This window comes from Rhizorhabdus sp. P4_G5, from assembly GCF_056401065.1.
Window position 1 is genome coordinate 224,008 of the sequence record NZ_JBFUKB010000006.1, and the last position, 18,736, is coordinate 242,743.

The following is an 18,736-nucleotide window of genomic DNA, read 5'->3' on the forward strand; positions in this document are numbered from 1 at the left end:
CATCAACCAGGGGCTGACCTCCAGTTACGGAAGAGATGATCTGCTCCGCTCCGGTGAGGCGGCGACGCCCCGCTGTTAGCCCGCGTCGCTCCCGATGACCGTGAACGGCGCCCAAGCCGCAGGATGCGCCCAGCGCGCCTGCCATCCTGGCAGCGGCGAGCCGTCGGCACGACGGCCGGTACGGATCGCGCGCATCGCCCGCTGCAGCGCCGCAGCGCGGCTCAGCCCGGCGTTGCGGCCGATCAGCGTCTCCACCGTCAGCGCTGCGGTCGAATCGTCGCTTACCCGCCATCGGCTCGCGAGCAGCGATCCCGCGCCGGCATAGAGAAAGGCGCGGCCCAGACTCGACAGGCTGTCCGCCCCTGGCGTCCCGTCGGCCGAGGCGGTGTTGCAGGCCGACAGGATCACCAAGTCCGCCGTCAGCCGCATACCGGCCACTTCCGACGCGGCGAGCAGGCCGTCGTCCTCACGCGAACTGCTCTTGGGCGGCGTAAAGGCAAGGCCGGGTTCGCGCAGGCCGCCAATCTCGCCCGGCAGGATGCCATGGGTAGCAAAGGCGATGATCCGCGCTTCACCGACTGCCGGATCGCTGCGGATCGAGGCCTCCGTCGCGGCGCTGCCGAGGTGGAGCAGGTCCGGCCGCGCGCGCAGCGACGCCGCCATCGCCTTCAGCTCAACCTCGGTGCCCGGTAGCGGGCTCAGCTCGCGCAACGCCGTCGGGTCGGTCAGCCCTTGTCCCGCGCGATCGACCGGCTGCGGGATCTTGAGGAAATCGTCGAGCATGCGATCGCCAGTCGGCGGGCCGAGAAAAGCCGGGGCACCATAGCCGACGAACTGCACCGGAGTCCCCGCTGGGCGGGTGACACTGGGCTTCGCTGTCGTCGCCCGCAGCACCGAGACCGCGGGAAGGACGGTGATCGCATAACGGTCGCCGAACCAGCCGGCCGAAGCATCGTCGGCGTCGTCTGTCGGCAGCAGGCTAAGCGGCAATTCGGCGAGCGCACCGCCCGTCACCACGAACAATGCCCTGGCGCCGTCGAGCACGGGTTCAACAGGGCGAACCAGATCGCGATAGAGCGCGAAGGCCGCCCGCCGGTCGAAACTGGGCCAATTGTCCGATTGATCGCCGCAGCGCTTGGAGTCGACCTGGCAGCGCAGCGCCTGCACGCGAGCCGCGACCGGGGCCGCCCCCCCTGCCAACCGCGACCACGCGATTGTCCTGGAACCAATCGCGAAGCTGTAGAGATCGTCGCCGGCAGGAACGATCATCAATAGCCTGGTGCCACGATCGAGCCGCGCCTGTGCTGCATCCAGCGGCAGGCTCTCCGACCCGATCAGCCTCGCATAATCGGGGAACGCCTCGCGCAGCTGGCGGTCCACCTCCGTCAACAATCTGGAGGTCGTGTCGAGCTGCGCGCGGATATCAGCGATCCGCGCGGTATCGCCGCGCACCAGTTGCCGGAGCAGGCCCGCGTCGAGTTCCGCGGCGCGATCGGACAGGTCCTGCTGACGGCGCACCAGATCGCCCAGCGGCCCCTCGCCGGCTGCGGTGCGCGCGGCGGTACGCGCCATGCTGCGCGCTGCCGCGGATACGGAAAGATCCTGTGCGGCGAGAAAGGCTTCGGCGCGGAGGGCGGCGCCCTGTTGCGGCGCCACGGCGGCGCGCTCCCAGGCGGCGCGGATCAGGATCGCAAAGGCGCCCGCCAACGGATCGAAGCGGCTGGCATCGGTCGCTTCGGCACGGCCCACCGCCTGCTGAGCACCATCGCTGTCGCGCGCATCCCCGATCCGGCCGAGCCGGCGGCGGCGAACGATGTCGGCCGCCTCGCGCGCCGCCGCCACCGCATCGGCGGTGCGTCCGACCGCCAGGAACAGCTCGGCCTGGTCGATCAGCGCCTCAGCCAGCGCGGGGTGATCCGGGCCGAACGCCGCCCGCCGGGCCGCCACCGCCTGCTCATAGAGCGGCAGCGCGCGATCGAATTTGCCCTGCGCGGCGAGCGCATGGCCAAGCCGCAGCTGCGCGGTCGCGATGTCGGGATGGCCGGCGCGCAGCGCGCCGACGCGGATCGCCAGCGCCTGCTCGAACAGAGGCTCGGCCTCCACCGCCTTGCCCTGCCGTTCGAGATTGACGGCGACATTGGACAGACCGATCGCCGTGGTCGGATGCCGCGGACCATAGACCGCCCGCCAGATCGCGAGCGCCTTGGCATAGAGCGGCGCGGCTGCCGCAAAATCCCCCTGCCGGTTCAGGTTATGCGCGGCGTTGTTGTAGCTGGTCGCGACGGCAAGCCCCGCGGGATCTATCCGGCTGCGAATCCGGAGCGCACGGGCATAGGCCGGCGCGGCATCGGCATAGCGGCCCTGCCCATCGAGATTGAAGCCGAGATTATTATAGCTCGTCGCCACCGCCGGATCGTCCGGACCAAGCTCGGAGATGCGCACCGCCAGCGCCTGACGGTAGAGCGGCTCGGCCTCGAGTGGGCGACCGAGCGCATCGAGATTGGCGGCGACATTGCTCTCGATCAGCGCCAGGTCGAGATCTTCGGGCTCCCAGCCAAGAGCAATCGCCAAGGCCTTCGCGTACAGATCGCGCGCCTCGGTGAAGCGACCCTGGCGCCCGAGCGCGAAACCGAGATTGCTATAGGCGAGCGCGGCAGCGCGACTCGTCGCGCCCTTGACCAGCGCGCGGGCGAGCGCGCCTCGATAGAGTTGCTCGGCCTCGTCATATTGCCCCAGCGACTGCAGATTGGCGGCGAGGTTCGACGCCGCCTGCTCGGTGAGCGCATGGCCCGCACCCAGCCTGCGCTCGAATATGCCGAAGGCGCGACGATAGAGCGGCGTCGCCTCCGCCGGCTTGCCCTGCTCGACGAGCCAGCCGGCAATCAGCGACAGGGTGCCGCCGACTTCGGGATGATCCGCGCCCTTGGTCCGCTCCTCGATGGCCAATGCCTGCCGGCCGAGCGCGACCGCATCGGCCCAACGCCGCTCGGCGGTGGCGGACTGCAGCCGGTCCTCGATCCGGGACAGCGCCGCCTGCGGATCAGGCGCGGCCAGCGCGGGAGCGGCTGTGAACGCGGCTGCAAGCAGCCAGCTCGTCATGATGTGCGGTCGCAAAGATCCGTCCTCAGCCGCCGAACGGCAATTTGAATCCCAGCGGATTGGCCTGCTGTTGCTGCGCCTCGGGCATCGCCGCCTTGCAGCGCTCGGTGATGTAATCGCGCCCTTTCACGCCCATGCAGGCGGTATAGACCGACTGGGCCGCGGCGGCATCACCAGCGGCCAGATCGCGGCGGATTTCGATGCTCTTGAAGTGATCGGGATCCTTGAAGCGGGCCTTGCCCTCCGCGATCAGCGCATCGCTGTCCTTCACGTCACCGGCATTGAGCTCCATCTCGGTGTAGGTCTCGTAAAGCTGCAGGTTCGGCACGTTGCCGCCACGGCCTGCGTCGAAGAAGCTCGCTGCCGCCGGGATATTGCCCTGGTCGCGGGCGGCCAGCGCCGCGACATAGTTGACGAAGGTCGGCGCCGAGCGGCTGCCCGCGCCAAGGCTGCGCAACTGCGCCGTCGCGCCAGCATAGTCCTGCGCAAAATAGCTGCCGCGCGCCTTCAGATAGGCGTTCCGGGTCGAGATCGCGCGGGCATAATCGGGCTTCGCCTTGATCCGGCCGATCAGCGCGCCGCTGTCGATTGGCGGATCGGCCGTCGGATAGCCGGCCTGGAAATAGGCGGCGAGGCCGTTGCGCCGCTCCTCCGGCGGCAAATGGGTGTCGCCGCCGAGCGATTTGGTGATGTTGCCCATATTGTTCAGAAGCGCGCCACCCGCGCTCTTGAGCAAGCCCGAGCCGAAGCCCCGCATGCCGGCGCCGCCGCCCAGCAGGCCCGTGGTGGTGACGCTGCTGGTCGCAAAGCTCTTCATCGCCTCGCCCATGCTCGCCTGAACGGCATCGGCCGCCGCCTTGCGCCTGTCGCGTGACGCCTTCTCGGTTTCGAACGCCTTCTGCAGCCGGGCGAACACATTGGCATAACTGTCGATCGTCATGTTGCCGCGGATCAGCAGATCGACCGCCAGCGCATCCGCCTGATTCTCCTGGTCGCGGTTCCACGACGGCGCGAAAATGTCGTCGACGGCAAAGCGCAACGCCTCGGCGATCGGCGCAGCGCGGCGTGCGCCGGCCGCCATGCCGCTCTGCGCGCTGGCCAGCATGTTGCTGCCATTGCTGTGCTTCAGGGCGTTGACGGTGCTGCCCGCCTGCCAGGCGATCGACACGGCTTGGGTAGCGCCCTTTGCCCCCGCAATGGTTTCCGCCTTGGTGAAGTGCCCGAGCAGGAGGTGCGCATATTCATGCGCGAGCACGAACAGCACTTCGGAATCCGACTGCGCCGCCTCGAGCAACCCCATCGAGACGATGATCGTATTGTCCGGCAGCGCCTGCGCCTGATAGGCTTCGTCGGCGCGAAACAGGATCTTCGGGGTGCGCTCCAGCGGCGCATAGGGCCAGGCCCTGGCGAACGCCTCCAGCACCGGCCTCAGCTCCAGTTCGAGCGCCGGGATCGCCATCAGGTCCATGCGCGCCGAACGGGTATTCATCACCTGGCCCGACAGGCCCATCGCACCGGCGGCGTCGCCCGCGCCCGATCGCATCTTCTGGTTGGTGGCGCACAGGTCGGCGGGATCGAGCGTCGATATGTAGGGCGCCTTGTCGATCGAGAATTTGCCGCGCGCCTTCTTGTCGATCTTCTTCGCCGCCACCAGCGTGCCGCTCGCCGGAGCGGGGCAACCGTTCAGCGCCACATAGGGCGCATCGGGCAACGCCGCCGCCATCGGCTGCTCGGCGGCGGCCTTTGCCGGCGCAGCACCGGCCTTTTTCCGCGGGGCCGCATCGAGTGTCGGGCTGACGCCGAGGGACGCCGCCAGGGCGACGAAGATCAACCGGTTCCGCATCTCAAAAATCCCTCCTGCTGTCCCCCCGACTCCTTCTACCTATTTGCCCCCGCCGCAGCCCAGCCCCAGCGACTGTTGCAGCCCGTCTTCCTCCATCTTTGCGAAGCTCATCGCATTCGCGTCGCATTTCACGGCCGCGATGTCGCCGACATAGTCGACCGTCGACAGCCGCAGCCACGCCAGCTTACCGTCAAGCTGCACGCCGACGAATCCGGTCTTCGCGCGGATCACGCGCGCGCCGGGGCTGCCCGCCGCCGGCATCGAGGCGACCGGCACGTCGCGCACCTTCGCGCCCGCGTCGTCATAGATGGGCAGCGGGTCGCGCTTATATGCCTTGATTGCAGGCGCGTCGGCCGCATGCGCGGCGAGCGGCGTGAGGATGGCGAGCACCAGCCCGCTCATGATCGCGAAACGCATAGTGCGACCGGTCATATTCCATCCTTCTCATGACTGCACTTCACACTACGGTGCAAAGCGCGGCCAGGTTGCCCCATGGCAAAGACGAATTCGTCGACGCACGACCTTATGAACACTCGTCCCCTCGCGCTGTGAGCGCCATCACAGGGACGTCTCCTATTGCCCTGATCCTAGCATAGCATGGCTGCGGGCGAATACACACACCCCCGCGCCCCGCCATCAGCGCGCGCAACTCCGGCGGTAGCGAAGCGGGCACGGGCAAGCTAGGACAGAGCCATGGCAACATCATCCCCGCTCGGCCTCGGCCACCATATCGCGCCGCCGCGCTTCGTCGGCTTCATCGTCGTCGCGGTCGCCGGCTTCGCCGTCGCGATGCATTGGGCAGGCTGGGCCCGCGCGGCTCTGATCGGCTTCGATGCCGGCGCGCTGCTGTTCCTGCTGTCCTGCATCCCGCTGCTGGGCCACGCACCGGACGACATGCGCGCCGCGGCCCAGCGCAACGACGCCAATCGAGCGATGCTGCTGGTGATCACCGGCATCGTCAGCGCGGTGGTGCTGGTGGCGATCACCGTCGAGCTTTCACAGAAGCAGGAGATGCATGCCGGCAGCATCGTGCTGATCATCGGCACACTGCTGGTCGCCTGGCTGTTCAGCAACATGGTCTATGCGCTCCACTATGGACATCTGTTCTACAGCGCCGAGCCGAAGACCGGCGGCGACCATGGCGGCATCAGCTTCCCCGGCGACGAGGAGCCGGATTATTGGGATTTCATCTATTTCGCCTTCACCCTGGGCATGACTTTCCAGACCTCGGACATCGAAATCGACAGTCGCGGCATCCGCCGGGTCGCCATCCTCCACTGCCTCGCCGCCTTCGTCTTCAACATCGGCGTGCTGGCCTTCACGATCAACGTGCTGGGCGGCGGATCCTGAGCGGCGTTCAGTCCCGCTGAAGCCTCTTCAGCGCCTCGCCATCGAGCCGCCACGGCTCCCACCCGACTTGGTGCCGCCCGCCGATGCGGCGGTAGAAACCCTTCGCCAGATCATTCCAGTCGAGCACGCCCCAGTCGAGCCGGGCGCAGTCATGCGCCTTCGCTTCGTCGGCGAGCGCCTCGAACAGGGCGCGCGCAACGCCGCCGCCGCGCACATCCGGATCGACGAACAGGTCCTCCAGATAGATGCCGTGACGACCGGTCCAGGTCGAGAAATTGAAGAACCATACCGAGATGCCGACCACCTTGCCGTCTATCTCGGCAACATGCGCGAAGACCTTGGGCGCCTCTCCGAACAGAAGCGCCGCCAGCCCATCGGGCGTCGCTTCTACGGCGTCCGGCTCGCGCTCATAGGTCGCAAGCGCGTGGACCAGCCGCACTATGTCATGCTCGTCGCCCGGCACAGCGCGGCGGATGCTAGCCTTCATGGTATCACGTCCCTCTCCAGATCGGGTGTGCGCGCGGTGATCCAGCAGCCTCCGACGATCGCCGCCGCGCCGATCAGCGTCGTCGGCCCGACCTTCTCGCCGAACACCACCCAGCCCCACAGGCTGGCCCAGATGAAGGCGGTGAACTCGACCGGAGCCAGATAGCTAGCCTCGGCGCGGGCATAGGCCCAGCTCAGCAGCGCCAGCGAGATCGTGGCGAGCACCGCGCCCAACAGGATCATCGGCCAATGCTGGGCCGGCGGCAGCACCGCGAACCACGGCATCGCGACGGCGAGGCAGATGGTGACGAAGAGGCTCTGGAAAAAGGCGACCTCATAAGGGTCCGCGACCTGCGCCTGCCGCCGCATCAGGATGATGTTATAGGCGTAGCACACCGCCGACAGCAGCACGGCGATCGCGCCCAGCAAGGCCTCCGGCCCCACCGCCGCATGCGCCTGCCCCCACATGATTATCAACACGCCGGCGAACGCCAGCAGCGATCCGAGCAGCGCGCCGCGCTTCATCTGTTCCTTGAGCAGCAGCACCGCCAGGCCCTGCGCGATCAGCGGCGCAATGAAGCTGAGCGCGATCGCCTGTGCCATCGGCGTCCGGGCGAGCCCCCAGAAGAACAGCATAGCCATCACCGCAGAAACCGCGCCACGTTCGATATGGAGCCGCATAGCCGACTGCGAAGGCTTGACCGGACGGCTCCACAGCCATGGCACGCCGCTCACCGCGATGCCGGCGAAGCTGCGCCAGAGCAGCGTATTATAGGTGCCGATCGCCAGGGCGAGCGCCTTGATCACCGCATCCATCGACGAAAAGACCGCGATGCCGAGGGCAGCGATGGCGAAGGCGAGCAGGGTCGGGGATTGCTTCACTGGGGAGGGAGAAGCACGCCCTACTTCGTCATCCCAGCGCAGGCTGGGATCCATGTCTCTCCAGCCACGTGGTGCCGCTGCGCGAGGAAAAAGACATGGACCCCAGCCTTCGCTGGGGCGACGGAAGAGAGGACCGGAATCATTCGGCGGCTTGCGCCTGCGCCGCTTCCGCGGCCTCGATCTCGGCCGCCTTGGCCTCGACCAGCCGGACGATATGCTCGACCATGTCGGCATCCTGCACGGTGTGGTCGGTGACGCCCGACAGATAGACCATGTGCTTGCCGGCGCCGCCGCCGGTCAGGCCGATGTCGGTCTCGCGCGCTTCGCCGGGTCCGTTGACGACGCAGCCGAGCACCGACAGCGACAGCGGCACCCGGATATGCTGGAGCCGCTCCTCGAGCGTCTGGACGGTCCGGATCACGTCGAAGCCCTGGCGCGCGCAGCTGGGGCAGGAGACGACGCGAACGCCGCGATTGCGGATGCCGAGGCTCTTCAGAATCTCGAACCCGACGCGGACTTCTTCCTCGGGCTCGGCCGACAGCGACACGCGGATCGTGTCGCCAATGCCCGCCCACAGCAGGTTGCCGATGCCGATCGCCGATTTGACGGTGCCGCCGACGAGCCCGCCCGCTTCGGTGATGCCCAGATGCAGCGGGCAATCGACCGCTTCTGCCAGGCCCATATAGGCCGAGACGGCGAGGAACACGTCCGACGCCTTCACCGCGACCTTATATTCGTGGAAATCCTGATCCTGCAGCAGCTTGATATGATCGAGCGCGCTTTCGACCAGTGCCTCGGGACAGGGCTCGCCATATTTCTCGAGCAGATCCTTCTCGAGACTGCCGCCGTTGACTCCGATCCGGATCGAGCAGCCATTGGCCTTGGCCGCGCGGACGACCTCGGCGACGCGCGCCTCCGACCCGATATTGCCGGGATTGATCCTGAGGCAGGCGGCGCCCGCATCGGCGGCTTCGAGGGCGCGTTTATAGTGGAAGTGGATGTCGGCGACGATCGGCACCCGCGCCGCACGGACGATCTGCCGGAGCGCGGCGGTCGAGGCCTCGTCGGGGCAGGACACCCGGATGATATCGGCGCCCGCCTCCTCGCAGCGGCGAATCTGGTCGATCGTCGCCTTGATGTCGTCGGTCGGCGTATTGGTCATGGTCTGGACGGTGACCGGCGCGTCGCCGCCGACGGCGACGTTGCCGACCATGATCTGACGCGATTTCCTGCGCTGGATGTCGCGCCACGGGCGAATGGACATGGATTTCCGTTCTTTGAAAATATCGTGGACCCGTATAGGCCTTCCGGGCGTCGATATGAAGACGCTCCCCAACGTCAGGTGAAAAGTGGCTGACCACCGCCAGATCACGTCGCAATGGACCGGCCCGGCCGATGGCTGGACGATCGTCGTCCATGGCGGCGCCGGCCAGCTCAGGAACCTGCTGCTTGCGCCGGAGGACGATGCCCATGCCCGCGCGGCGCTGGCAGCGGCGCTCGATGCTGGCAGCACGGTCCTCGCCGCGGGCGGCGGCGCCGTCGACGCGGTGGAAGCGGCGGTGCGGGTGCTCGAGGACGATCCGCACTTCAATGCCGGGCGCGGCGCGGTGTTCAGTGCCGAGGGCGTCAATGAGCTCGACGCGGCGATCATGGACGGCCGCAATCGCCAAGCCGGAGCGATCAGTGCGGTCACCAGGAGCAAGCATCCGGTCTCGCTGGCGCGCGCCGTGATGGAGCAGAGCCCGCACGTGATGCTCACGGCGGCCGGCGCCGACCGCTTCGGTGCGGAGCATGGCCTGGAGCAGGCCGCCCCCGCCTGGTTTCACACCGACGAGCGCTGGCGCCAATATGAGGAGCTGCGCGCGGGCGGAGCATTCGATGCCGACCTGAAATATGGGACGGTCGGGGCGGTGGCGCGCGATGCCGCCGGCCACCTCGCCGCCGCGACCTCGACCGGCGGGCTGACCGGCAAGCGCTGGAACCGGATCGGCGATTCGCCGGTGATCGGCGCCGGCACATGGGCCGACGACCGGGGCGCGGCGACCTCCTGCACGGGATCGGGCGAACATTTCATCCGCGTCGGCGCCGGACACGAACTGTCGGCGCGGGTGCGGCTCGCGCGCCAGCCACTAGAGCAGGCGGGCGAAGGCGTGATCGGCGAGATCGGAGAGATGGGCGGCATCGGCGGGTTGATCAGCGTCGATGGCGAAGGCCGGGGCGGCTGGTGCTTCAACAGCCAGGGCATGTACCGCGGGCTGGCGCGTGCCGACCAGCCGCACATCGTGGCGCTGTACGGCGACGAATAAGTGCTACGCCTATTGGCGCACGGTCGCGCTCCGTTCGTGTCGAGCGAAGTCGAGACACCGGCGAGGGGACACGTCCCTCGACTTCGCTCGGGACGAACGGCAAGGAGAACGGATGCGCTACTTTCTCGATACCGAATTCAACGGCTTCGGCGGCGAGCTGATGAGCCTCGCGCTGGTGCCCGAATATGGCGACCAGGACTATTATGTCGTAATCCCGATCGCGGATGCCTACCACCCATGGGTCGAGAAGCACGTCGTCCCCTACCTCGAAAGCGTGCCGCCGATGCTGTACAATCGGCTCGACCGGATCGCGGCGGCGCATGATGTCGCGGCCTATCTTGCCGCTGATCGCGATGTCACCATCGTCGCCGACTGGCCAGAGGATATCGCGCTGTTCTGCCGGCTGCTGCTGGTCAGCGAGACCGAGATCGTGGACGTGAAGCAGATGCGCTTCGAGTTCCGCCGCACCCCCGGCTTCTCGACCGCGCGCAACAGCAAGGTGCCGCACAACGCGCTTCACGATGCGCGAGCGCTGCGCGACCATCTGGCCGAGGTGGAGTAGGCCTGGACAGCCCCTCCCCCGAAGGGGAGGGGAAGAGATTTACTGCGGCACCACCGTGACGGCACGGCGGTTCTGCGCCCAGCTGCCTTCGTCGGAGCCGGTCGCGACCGGGCGCTCCTTGCCGTAGCTGATCACCGACAGGCGCGAAGCAGCGACGCCGGCGTTGACCAGATAATTCTTGGCGGCATTGGCGCGGCGGTCGCCGAGCGCGAGGTTATACTCGCGGGTGCCGCGCTCATCGCAATGCCCCTCGATCGTCACCGAGACGTTCGGGTTCTTCGCGAGCCACTGTGCCTGGCGGCTGAGGATCGCCTGGCTCTCCGCGTCGATGTCGTACAGGTCCGTTCCGAAATGGATCGTGTCGGTGCCGGCCTGCTGGAGGAAGTCCGCGCGCGACCCGGGAATCGGGCCGGTCTGCGGGGCGGGCTGCGGCGCTTCCGCCTCTGGCGCCGGTGCGGTCGCGGCGGGCGCCGGCGGCAGTTCCTCCGGCTTCTTCTTGGTGCATCCCGCGACGCTCAGCGCCAGCGCGGACACAAGGGCGATTTTCATCGTCAGACGCGCCATCATGTTTCTCCTCGAGTAAAACTGGTTACGGATACTTAACGTGTTTTGCGCGGAAATGCGCGGAAATTCCTGCATCATGGCAAGAGTGGGCCCCATGCCGGGTCCGATCCGTCCAGCGGCGTCGGCACCGGACGTTCGTTGACGCCGGTCAAGTCGACAGACCACAGGTCCGCCTTGCCCGAACCTTGGCCGGTCCGGAAGAACATGATCACGCGGCCGTTGGGGGACCAGCTCGGCCCCTCGTCCTGCCAGCCATTGGTCAGGATCTTCTCGCCCGAACCGTCGACTCCCATGACTCCGACGGCGAAGCCGCCGCCGATCCTGGTGAAGGCGATCAGGTCGCCGCGCGGGCTCCAGGCGGCGCTGCCATAACGGCCCGAGCCGAAGCTGATCCGGTTCTGGTTCGATCCGTCGGCGCCCATCACATAGAGCTGCTGGGTACCCGACCGATCGCTTTCGAACACGATCTTCGAACCATCGGGCGAATAGCTGGCGCCGGTGTCGATGCCCGGCGAGGTGGTTAGCCGCTCGGGCCGTCCGCCCGCCACGGGGACCCGGTAGATGTCGGTGTTGCCGCCGACCGCCATCGAGAAGACGATATAGCGGCCATCGGGCGAGAAGCGCGGCGAGAAGGTCATGTTCGGCTGGTCGACGACGAGGCGCTGGCTTCCCGAGCCGATGTCGTACACATAGACCCGCGCGCGATTGCCGGCATAGGACATGTAGGTGATCGTCTGCTGGCCGGGCGCGAAGCGCGGGGTCAGCACGATCGATTGGCCGTTGGTCAGGAAGCGGTGGTTCGCGCCATCCTGGTCCATGATCGCAAGGCGCTTGGTGCGGTTGGTCTTCGGCCCCGTTTCCGAGACATAGACCACGCGGCTGTCGAAATACGGGCCTTCGCCGGTCAGGCGGGTATAGACTGTGTCCGCGCATTTATGCGCCGCGCGGCGCCACTGGCCGGGCTGCACCACGAAGCCCTGGCGGGTCAGTTCGGCCTTGGCGAGCACATCGTACAGATAGCAGCCGACCGTCAGCGATCCGTCGCCATTTGCCTGCACGAAGCCCTGTACCAGCGCCTGCGCGCCGCTCTGTGTCCAGAACATATAGTCGGGCGCGGTGACCTGTGGATGGCTTACGGTTTGCAGCGCGCTCTTGGGCAACGGGCTGAACAGCCCGCTATTCTTGAGGTCGTTGGTCACGACATCGGCGACGCGCTGGCCAAGCGACGCGGTATCGCCGGCCGGCGTATTGGCCACCGATGGCGTCGGCATGCCCGGGATCGCGATCGGCATCGGCTGGGCGATGCCGCCGGTGATGTCAACCTCGAGCTGCGCCGCGGCAGGCGAAGCGAGTGCAAGCGCCGCGCTCAGCAACGTCAGGGCAAGGGGAAGGCGCATTCTCGTCTCCTCTACCCCGCCCCGGTATAGACCCGAAAGCGGGGGTGTAAGTCAAATATCGCGGGTTAATCCATCTGGCTCGGTCTGAAGGTGAAGATCAAATCCTCCCAGCCGCCTTCGTAGAGATCGGCCGGCAGCTTATAAGGCGCGCAGCGCTGGAGCGCCCGCGTAGCAGCCTCGTTCATTTGGCGAACATAGGGCTGGTTCGCCGAATTGACGCCGACATTGCCGATGATTTCGGGAGCGACCGCGATCGAGCCGTCCTTTTTCAGTCGCAAACGCACCCGGCTGATGATGCTGGAAGTGTCGGTGCCACCCGCGGGAATGGTGTAACAGGGCTTCACCTGCGACGCGATCAGCGCCACCAGCCCGTTCATCGCGATCGGGCTGATCGCCGCGACGCGCGGGGCTGCGCCCTTGCCGGCGGACTTCTCGACCGGAATGCCCTTGAGGAAATCGGTGCCGAGCGAGGTGGCCTTCGGCTTGGCCGGCGCCGCTTTGGCAGGCGCTGGCGGTGCGGCCTTGGCGGGCGGCTCCTTGCCGGGCGCCTTGGGCAACGGCTTCTCCGCCACCTTGGGCGAAGGTGCGGGCTGGGTCGGAGCGGGCTTCGGCGGCGTGGGCGCGGGCTCTGGCGGAGGCGCTTCCTCGACGGTGGGCGCGACATCGGGCGCTTCGGCGGCCTGCGGGGCTTCCTTCGACATCTGGGGTGCGGCCGACACCAGGCCGGCCTTGTCGACCAGCATCACGTCCATCGGCTCGCTCAGCTTGGGCATCTTGCGCACGCTCATCAGGTTGAGCGACAGGATCACCAGCAGGCCGACATGGCCGACGACCGACAGCCCCAGTCCCGTGCGCTCCGCGCGTTCCATCACGGCACCGCGGGTTCGGGAACCGAATCACCGTCGACCCGGCCGCCGCTCTCACCGCCGGCTTCGCTTTCGCCCATCGTCACCAGTGCGACGCGGTTGAGCCCGGCATGATTGAGCGCGCCCATCACCGCCATCACCCGGCCATAATCGAGCGCCTTGTCGGCGCGGAGGAAGACCTGTGGGCTGTCCTTGCCCTTGCCCGACTTCGCGGCGATCGCAGCGAGCTGATCGGGCAGCGCCGACATCTGCACCTCGCGGTCGTCGATGAACACGGCGCCCGCCTTGTCGATCGATAGCTGCACCGGCTTCTGGTCCTGGTCGAGCGCACCGGCGGCGCTTTCGGGCAGGTCAACCGGCACGCCCGCCAGCAGCAGCGGCGCAGTGATCATGAAGATGATCAGCAGCACCAACATGACGTCGACCAACGGCGTGACGTTGATCTCCGCCATCGGCGCGCGCCGGGCGCCGCGGCCTGAGACGGGGCCCATGCCCATCAGGCGCGTTCCAGCTCGCGGCTGAGCGTCATATGGATGGCATCGCCGAAGCGGTTGAGCTGGCCTTCGATCTTGGAAACCTTATGCAGCAGCCGATTATAGGCGATCACGGCCGGGATCGCGGCGAACAGGCCCAGCGCGGTCGCGAACAGCGCCTCGGCGATGCCCGGCGCCACCACGCCGAGCGATGTGTTCTGCGAGGCGGCAATGTCGGTGAAGCTGCGCATGATGCCCCAGACGGTGCCGAACAGCCCGACGAACGGCGCGACCGAGCCTACCGTCGCGAGGATGTTGAGCCGATCCGAGAGCCGGTCGATCTCCGCCCCGGTCGCCGAGGCCATCGCATTGGCGAGCCGCGTGCGCGTCCCATCGCGATCGACCGGCTTGCCGGCGCGTACCGAGCGCCGCCATTCGGCAACGCCCGCGGTGAAGATCTTCGCCGCCGGGACTTCCTTCCGCCCCGGCCCGTCGTAGAATTTGTCGATATCCTCGGATTTCCAGAACTCGGCCTCGACCGCCTGGCTGTCCTTCAGCGCCTTGCCCAGCGCCATGCTGCCCGCGACGATGATCGTCCAGGTCCAGATGCTGGCGAGCAGCAGCCCGATCATCACCGTCTTCACGACGACATCCGCCTGGAGGAAGAGCGCGATCGGCGACAAGGCCGATGTCGATGCGGCGACCGCCAGATCCTGCATCATCAACTTATTTCGTCCCTTTCAATCGTTCAAACGTCTCGAGCCAGTGGCGGGGCTGACGCGTCGGCCGGCCGCTCGGGCCGATCAGCGCGACCGATATATCGGCCTCCACCACCGTTTCCTGCCCGCGCATGACTCTCTGATGAACAGCGCACAAGGCCCCGTGCATATTTCCCACCCGGCTGACCACCAGAAGATCGTCGTCGAGCCGCGCAGGCATCTTGTACCGCATTCCGACCTCGACCACGACATAGGTTCCCACACCGCTTTCCATCGCCTCCCGCTGGTCGATCCCGGCGACGCGCATCATGTCGCTGCGCGCGCGTTCCATGAAGCGCAGATAATTGGCGTGGTAGACGACGCCACCGGCATCGGTATCCTCGAAATAGACGCGCAGCGCGAACAGGTGCGCACCCGCTTCGAAGCGGCCGGAATAGGGCGGTTCATGCATTCCCACGCTGTTTAGGCCATCGGCGGGCGAAATGAATCCATTTTCTCGGCCGGGCGCGGACGGCTCGTCCCACACCAGCGTCGCCCCGGCGGATCAGACCTCGTCGAACAATCCATCCTGCCCGGCCTCGGGCGGCGGGTTCAGCCCAAGATGTTTCCAGCCCCGCCCGTTGAGGCACCGCCCCCGCGCCGTCCTCGCGATCAGTCCGAGCTGGATCATATAGGGTTCGATGACGTCCTCGATCGTGTCGCGCGGTTCGGACAGGCCGGCGGCGAGCGTCTCCACGCCTACCGGTCCGCCGCGATAGATGTCGGCGATCATGTGGAGATAGCGCCGGTCCATCGCGTCGAGGCCGAGCGCATCGACCTCCAGCCGGTTGAGCGACTGATCGGCCACCTTGGCATCCACCACCGCCGCGCCCAGCACATGGGCGAAGTCGCGCACCCGGCGCAGCAGCCGTCCGGCGATGCGCGGCGTTCCCCGCGCGCGCCGGGCGATCTCGATCGCGCCATCGGGCGAGATGGCGAGATCGAGCAGCCGGGCCGCCCGGCTGACCACCCGTTCGAGTTCGTCGACCGTATAGAATTGCAGGCGGATCGGGATGCCGAAGCGATCGCGCAGCGGCGTGGTGATCAGCCCCTGCCGGGTCGTGGCGCCCACCAGCGTGAAGCGCGGCAGATCGATCCGCACGCTGCGCGCTGATGGCCCCTCGCCGATCATCAGATCGAGCGCCCGATCCTCCATCGCCGGATAGAGCACCTCCTCGACCGCGGGCTGGAGCCGGTGGATCTCGTCGATGAACAGCACGTCGCCATCCTCGAGATTGGTGAGCAGCGCCGCCAGGTCGCCCGACTTGGCGATCACCGGCCCCGATGTCGCGCGGAACCCCGCCCCCATCTCCTTGGCGATGATCTGGGCGAGCGTCGTCTTGCCGAGCCCCGGCGGGCCGAAGAACAGGACATGGTCGAGCGGCTCGCCGCGCTTGCGCGCCGCTTCGATGAACACCCGCAGATTGTCGCGCGCCGCCTGTTGCCCGACGAATTCCTCGAGCGACTTGGGACGCAAGGCGGCGTCCATGTCCTCGGGCCGGCGGTTGCCCGCGAGAAGGCGATCGGTGTCGGTCATGCTATGCCATGTTCCCCTAACCGTCGCAGTGCCGCGCTGTCGATCTCAGTCATGACGTTCGATGTCCGCACCGACGATCTCGACCCAGGGCAGCCGCCGCGCCTCATAGACCGAATATTGCGGCCAGGGCAGTTCGGTGCCGGCGAAGGCCCCCATCGCTATCGCGCGGAGGCCCGGCATGCTCTCGAGATCATAGAACAGGGTCGAACCGCAATCGGGGCAGAAATGAAAGGTGCAACGCCCGCCATTATCGCCGATCCGCGTCCAGCTCCGGCTGTCGCCGATCACTCGCACAGCGTCGGTTGCGAAGCGGATCTGCGCGGCAAAGGCGCTGCCGCTGCGGCGCTGGCAGTCATGGCAATGACAGACCGAAATCCGCGCCGGATCGCCACGGCACTCGACCGACAGCTGCCCGCAGAAGCAGCGCGCGGTGAGGGCAGATTTCGCCATGACGCTATTTCGCAGCCTTGCGCAGTGCCAGCCGCACCACGGCATCGAGCGTCGCGCCTTCGCCCAGTTCCTCGACCGCAGCGCCGACGGCCGCGCTCGCCTCGGCGGGGCGGAAACCGAGATTGGCAAGCGCCGACAGGGCGTCGCTGGCCGTCCCGCCCTTGGCCACGGTCGCAGCCGCCAGGCCGGGCCCGATCGGCAAAGCGCCCATCTTGTCCTTGAGTTCGTTGACGATCCGCATCGCCAGCTTGGGACCGACGCCATTGGCGCGCGCGACCATCGCCTTGTCGCCGCTCGCGATCGCCTTCGCCAGTTCGCCTGCCTCCAGCACCGACAGGATCGCCAGCGCGACCCGGCCGCCGACACCCTGGACGCCGGTGAGCAGTCGAAAGGCGTCGCGTTCGCCCGCCGAGCCGAAGCCATAGAGGGTGATCGCGTCCTCGCGGACCTGCATTTCGGTAAACAGCAGCACATCGCCGCCGACCTCGCCGATCGCGGACAAGGTCCGGCCGGAACACCAGACCAGATAGCCAACCCCGCCGACATCGAGCACGGCATGGTCCGCCATGCTCTCGGCGAGGACGCCCCGGAGCCGTGCGATCATGCGACCACCCGTCGCATCGCCCGCGCGGTCGCGAGATGGTGGGCATGGGTAATCGCCACCGCGAGCGCGTCCGCCGCATCGGGCCCCGCGAGCTTCACGCCCGGAAGAAGCACCTGCACCATTGCCTGCACCTGCCTTTTTTCGGCGCCGCCGGTGCCGACCACCGCCTTCTTGAGCACCGAAGGATGATATTCGCCGACATGGAGCCCGGCATTGGCGGCGGACAGCAGCACCACGCCCCGCGCCTGGCCGAGCTTGAGAGTCGACTGCGCGTTCGAATTGCCGAGCACCTCCTCGACCGCCGCACCATCGGGCTGGTGCTGATGGATCACGTCGGTCAGCGCGCCGTAGAGCAGCGACAGTCGACGCGCTAATTCCATCGAGGGCTCTGTCTTTATCTGGCCATTGGCGACATGCGACAGCCGGTTGCCATCGGCGGCGATGACCCCCCAGCCGGTAGTGCCGAGGCCCGGATCGAAGCCGATCAGGATCATGCGCGTGCGGACGTCATGTTCATCACATGTTCTCTTTTGCGCAGACGATGAGATTTGTGAAGCTAAAAACGGTGGAGAGGAGTTGCGCGCCCCTTCCAACTGTCATGCTGAACTTGTTTCAGCATCCACGGCGAGGCTCGGAATGCTAGCGGAAGCGAGTGCGCCCCAACCATGCGTCTACCCGCGCCGCCTGGTGGATGCTGAAACAAGTTCAGCATGACGGACTGGATGATGTCATTCGCGGAGTGTTACCCCAGCTTCTCCATCACGTCCTCGGGCACGTCATAATTGCCCCACACGGTCTGGACGTCGTCGTCATCGTCGAGCTGGTCGATCAGCTTGAGGAGCTTGGCCGCATCCTCTTCGCCCACCGTCACCATCGTCTGCGGCCGCCAGGCGAGCTTCGCGCCTTCGGGCTCGCCGAGCACAGGCTCGAGCGCCTTGGAGACTTCGTGGAGCGCCTCGATCGCGGTCCAGATCTCGTGGCCGTCCTCGCTCGAGCTGACATCCTCGGCACCGGCCTCGAGCGCGGCCTCGAACACCTTCTCGGCATCGCCCGCCGTCGGGCCGTAGCTGATCAGGCCGAGCCGATCGAACGCGTGGCTGACCGAGCCGCCCGCGCCGAGATTGCCGCCATTCTTCGACACGATCGTCCGGACATTGGTCGCGGTGCGGTTGCGGTTGTCGGTCAGGCTCTCGATGATCAGCGAGACGCCGCCGGGGCCGAAGCCCTCATAGCGGATCTCTTCGTAGTTGGTCGCATCGCCGCCCGACGCCTTGTTGATCGAGCGCTCGATATTGTCCTTGGGCAGGCCTTCCTTGCGCGCGGTGATGACCGCCGAGCGCAGCCGGGCGTTCATCGCCGGATCGGGCAGGCCCATTCGCGCCGCGACGGTAATCTCGCGGCTGAGCTTGGAAAAGAGCGACGAGCGCTTCTTATCCTGCGCGCCCTTGCGGTGCATGATGTTCTTGAATTTGCTATGACCGGCCATTGCCGCCCTATCCCGAGCTGTCGTTGAATGGCGCGCTCTCTAGCGCCCGGGGCGCCCTCTAGGCAAGCCGTCC

20 protein-coding genes are annotated in these 18,736 nt (G+C 67.2%); 3 read left to right on the forward strand and 17 right to left on the reverse strand.

The features are described from left to right. Nucleotides 1–75 precede the first annotated feature (75 nt). Genes AC1DQK_RS13520 through AC1DQK_RS13530 form a run of 3 tightly spaced genes read right to left on the reverse strand, consistent with a single transcriptional unit; the run spans nucleotide 76 to nucleotide 5,359 of the window. Nucleotides 76–3,099: a CHAT domain-containing protein gene (locus AC1DQK_RS13520; RefSeq protein WP_477871298.1), complete on the reverse strand. Its 3,024-nt coding sequence runs from the start codon at nucleotides 3,097–3,099 to the stop codon at nucleotides 76–78. A 25-nt stretch (nucleotides 3,100–3,124) separates the two neighbouring features. Next, nucleotides 3,125–4,942 (reverse strand): M48 family metalloprotease, encoded by a 1,818-nt coding sequence (locus AC1DQK_RS13525; RefSeq protein ID WP_477871300.1) that lies wholly within the window; start codon nucleotides 4,940–4,942, stop codon nucleotides 3,125–3,127. A gap of 39 nt (nucleotides 4,943–4,981) precedes the next feature. After that, on the reverse strand, nucleotides 4,982–5,359 hold the full coding sequence (locus tag AC1DQK_RS13530) for a hypothetical protein (RefSeq protein ID WP_477871302.1): 378 nt from the start codon (nucleotides 5,357–5,359) through the stop codon (nucleotides 4,982–4,984). A 276-nt stretch (nucleotides 5,360–5,635) separates the two neighbouring features. Here AC1DQK_RS13530 and AC1DQK_RS13535 point away from each other — a divergent pair, with 276 nt between their 5' ends. Continuing rightward, nucleotides 5,636–6,292, forward strand: a complete 657-nt coding sequence (locus tag AC1DQK_RS13535) for a DUF1345 domain-containing protein (protein WP_477871304.1) — start codon at nucleotides 5,636–5,638, stop codon at nucleotides 6,290–6,292. A 7-nt stretch (nucleotides 6,293–6,299) separates the two neighbouring features. Here the strand turns inward: AC1DQK_RS13535 and AC1DQK_RS13540 are convergent, their stop codons facing one another. The 3 genes from AC1DQK_RS13540 to ispG all read right to left on the reverse strand — a co-directional run bounded on the left by AC1DQK_RS13540 (nucleotide 6,300) and on the right by ispG (nucleotide 8,924). Beyond that, a complete protein-coding gene (locus tag AC1DQK_RS13540; RefSeq protein WP_477871306.1) occupies nucleotides 6,300–6,779 on the reverse strand; it encodes an N-acetyltransferase family protein in 480 nt (159 codons plus the stop codon). After that, nucleotides 6,776–7,660 carry a DMT family transporter gene (locus AC1DQK_RS13545; RefSeq protein ID WP_477871308.1) on the reverse strand — a complete coding sequence of 295 codons (885 nt, stop codon included), beginning with the start codon at nucleotides 7,658–7,660 and terminating at the stop codon, nucleotides 6,776–6,778. The genes AC1DQK_RS13540 and AC1DQK_RS13545 overlap by 4 nt, the downstream gene beginning before the upstream one ends. A gap of 139 nt (nucleotides 7,661–7,799) precedes the next feature. Further along, nucleotides 7,800–8,924, reverse strand: a complete 1,125-nt coding sequence (gene ispG, locus AC1DQK_RS13550; RefSeq protein ID WP_477871310.1) for a flavodoxin-dependent (E)-4-hydroxy-3-methylbut-2-enyl-diphosphate synthase — start codon at nucleotides 8,922–8,924, stop codon at nucleotides 7,800–7,802. 85 nt (nucleotides 8,925–9,009) lie between these two features. Between ispG and AC1DQK_RS13555 the strand changes: the two genes are divergently transcribed. Beyond that, nucleotides 9,010–9,966, forward strand: a complete 957-nt coding sequence (locus tag AC1DQK_RS13555; protein ID WP_477871312.1) for an isoaspartyl peptidase/L-asparaginase family protein — start codon at nucleotides 9,010–9,012, stop codon at nucleotides 9,964–9,966. Nucleotides 9,967–10,078: 112 nt separating this feature from the next. Next, the gene (locus tag AC1DQK_RS13560; protein ID WP_477871314.1) at nucleotides 10,079–10,528 is read left to right on the forward strand and encodes a hypothetical protein; all 450 of its coding nucleotides are present in this window, start codon (nucleotides 10,079–10,081) and stop codon (nucleotides 10,526–10,528) included. Nucleotides 10,529–10,567: 39 nt separating this feature from the next. Here the strand turns inward: AC1DQK_RS13560 and pal are convergent, their stop codons facing one another. The 11 genes from pal to AC1DQK_RS13615 form a co-directional block, all read right to left on the reverse strand. Then, a complete protein-coding gene (gene pal, locus AC1DQK_RS13565; protein ID WP_477871316.1) occupies nucleotides 10,568–11,095 on the reverse strand; it encodes a peptidoglycan-associated lipoprotein Pal in 528 nt (175 codons plus the stop codon). Nucleotides 11,096–11,166: 71 nt separating this feature from the next. Then, complete coding sequence (gene tolB, locus AC1DQK_RS13570) at nucleotides 11,167–12,489, reverse strand: Tol-Pal system beta propeller repeat protein TolB (protein WP_477871318.1); 1,323 nt, start codon at nucleotides 12,487–12,489, stop codon at nucleotides 11,167–11,169. 65 nt (nucleotides 12,490–12,554) lie between these two features. Further along, on the reverse strand, nucleotides 12,555–13,358 hold the full coding sequence (locus AC1DQK_RS13575; RefSeq protein WP_477871428.1) for a hypothetical protein: 804 nt from the start codon (nucleotides 13,356–13,358) through the stop codon (nucleotides 12,555–12,557). Further along, the gene (gene tolR / locus AC1DQK_RS13580) at nucleotides 13,358–13,852 is read right to left on the reverse strand and encodes a protein TolR (RefSeq protein ID WP_477871320.1); all 495 of its coding nucleotides are present in this window, start codon (nucleotides 13,850–13,852) and stop codon (nucleotides 13,358–13,360) included. Before tolR ends, AC1DQK_RS13575 begins: the two co-directional genes overlap by 1 nt. Next, a complete protein-coding gene (gene tolQ, locus AC1DQK_RS13585) occupies nucleotides 13,852–14,550 on the reverse strand; it encodes a protein TolQ (RefSeq protein ID WP_477871322.1) in 699 nt (232 codons plus the stop codon). Before tolQ ends, tolR begins: the two co-directional genes overlap by 1 nt. 4 nt (nucleotides 14,551–14,554) lie before the next feature. Then, complete coding sequence (locus AC1DQK_RS13590) at nucleotides 14,555–14,998, reverse strand: YbgC/FadM family acyl-CoA thioesterase (RefSeq protein ID WP_477871324.1); 444 nt, start codon at nucleotides 14,996–14,998, stop codon at nucleotides 14,555–14,557. 93 nt (nucleotides 14,999–15,091) lie between these two features. Beyond that, entirely contained in the window at nucleotides 15,092–16,123 is a 1,032-nt protein-coding gene (gene ruvB, locus AC1DQK_RS13595; protein WP_477871326.1) for a Holliday junction branch migration DNA helicase RuvB, read from the reverse strand. Nucleotides 16,124–16,168: 45 nt separating this feature from the next. Further along, nucleotides 16,169–16,573 (reverse strand): GFA family protein, encoded by a 405-nt coding sequence (locus AC1DQK_RS13600; protein WP_477871328.1) that lies wholly within the window; start codon nucleotides 16,571–16,573, stop codon nucleotides 16,169–16,171. 4 nt (nucleotides 16,574–16,577) lie between these two features. Continuing rightward, a complete protein-coding gene (ruvA, locus tag AC1DQK_RS13605) occupies nucleotides 16,578–17,177 on the reverse strand; it encodes a Holliday junction branch migration protein RuvA (RefSeq protein WP_477871330.1) in 600 nt (199 codons plus the stop codon). Beyond that, nucleotides 17,174–17,671 (reverse strand): crossover junction endodeoxyribonuclease RuvC, encoded by a 498-nt coding sequence (gene ruvC, locus AC1DQK_RS13610; protein WP_477871332.1) that lies wholly within the window; start codon nucleotides 17,669–17,671, stop codon nucleotides 17,174–17,176. The genes ruvA and ruvC overlap by 4 nt, the downstream gene beginning before the upstream one ends. Nucleotides 17,672–17,919: 248 nt before the next feature. Then, on the reverse strand, nucleotides 17,920–18,663 hold the full coding sequence (locus AC1DQK_RS13615; protein ID WP_477871334.1) for a YebC/PmpR family DNA-binding transcriptional regulator: 744 nt from the start codon (nucleotides 18,661–18,663) through the stop codon (nucleotides 17,920–17,922). Nucleotides 18,664–18,736 lie beyond the last annotated feature (73 nt).

Excerpts from the sequence above, each read along its gene's own strand:
- AC1DQK_RS13520 (WP_477871298.1), bottom strand. The coding sequence starts at position 3,099 with ATGACGAGCTGGCTGCTTGCAGCCGCGTTCACAGCCGCTCCCGCGCTG.
- AC1DQK_RS13525 (WP_477871300.1), bottom strand. The coding sequence starts at position 4,942 with ATGCGGAACCGGTTGATCTTCGTCGCCCTGGCGGCGTCCCTCGGCGTC.
- AC1DQK_RS13530 (WP_477871302.1), bottom strand. The coding sequence starts at position 5,359 with ATGCGTTTCGCGATCATGAGCGGGCTGGTGCTCGCCATCCTCACGCCG.
- AC1DQK_RS13535 (WP_477871304.1), top strand. The coding sequence starts at position 5,636 with ATGGCAACATCATCCCCGCTCGGCCTCGGCCACCATATCGCGCCGCCG.
- AC1DQK_RS13540 (WP_477871306.1), bottom strand. The coding sequence starts at position 6,779 with ATGAAGGCTAGCATCCGCCGCGCTGTGCCGGGCGACGAGCATGACATA.
- ispG (WP_477871310.1), bottom strand. The coding sequence starts at position 8,924 with ATGTCCATTCGCCCGTGGCGCGACATCCAGCGCAGGAAATCGCGTCAG.
- AC1DQK_RS13560 (WP_477871314.1), top strand. The coding sequence starts at position 10,079 with ATGCGCTACTTTCTCGATACCGAATTCAACGGCTTCGGCGGCGAGCTG.
- pal (WP_477871316.1), bottom strand. The coding sequence starts at position 11,095 with ATGATGGCGCGTCTGACGATGAAAATCGCCCTTGTGTCCGCGCTGGCG.
- tolB (WP_477871318.1), bottom strand. The coding sequence starts at position 12,489 with ATGCGCCTTCCCCTTGCCCTGACGTTGCTGAGCGCGGCGCTTGCACTC.
- AC1DQK_RS13575 (WP_477871428.1), bottom strand. The coding sequence starts at position 13,358 with ATGGAACGCGCGGAGCGCACGGGACTGGGGCTGTCGGTCGTCGGCCAT.
- tolR (WP_477871320.1), bottom strand. The coding sequence starts at position 13,852 with ATGGGCATGGGCCCCGTCTCAGGCCGCGGCGCCCGGCGCGCGCCGATG.
- tolQ (WP_477871322.1), bottom strand. The coding sequence starts at position 14,550 with ATGATGCAGGATCTGGCGGTCGCCGCATCGACATCGGCCTTGTCGCCG.
- AC1DQK_RS13590 (WP_477871324.1), bottom strand. The coding sequence starts at position 14,998 with ATGCATGAACCGCCCTATTCCGGCCGCTTCGAAGCGGGTGCGCACCTG.
- ruvB (WP_477871326.1), bottom strand. The coding sequence starts at position 16,123 with ATGACCGACACCGATCGCCTTCTCGCGGGCAACCGCCGGCCCGAGGAC.
- AC1DQK_RS13600 (WP_477871328.1), bottom strand. The coding sequence starts at position 16,573 with ATGGCGAAATCTGCCCTCACCGCGCGCTGCTTCTGCGGGCAGCTGTCG.
- ruvA (WP_477871330.1), bottom strand. The coding sequence starts at position 17,177 with ATGATCGCACGGCTCCGGGGCGTCCTCGCCGAGAGCATGGCGGACCAT.
- ruvC (WP_477871332.1), bottom strand. The coding sequence starts at position 17,671 with ATGATCCTGATCGGCTTCGATCCGGGCCTCGGCACTACCGGCTGGGGG.
- AC1DQK_RS13615 (WP_477871334.1), bottom strand. The coding sequence starts at position 18,663 with ATGGCCGGTCATAGCAAATTCAAGAACATCATGCACCGCAAGGGCGCG.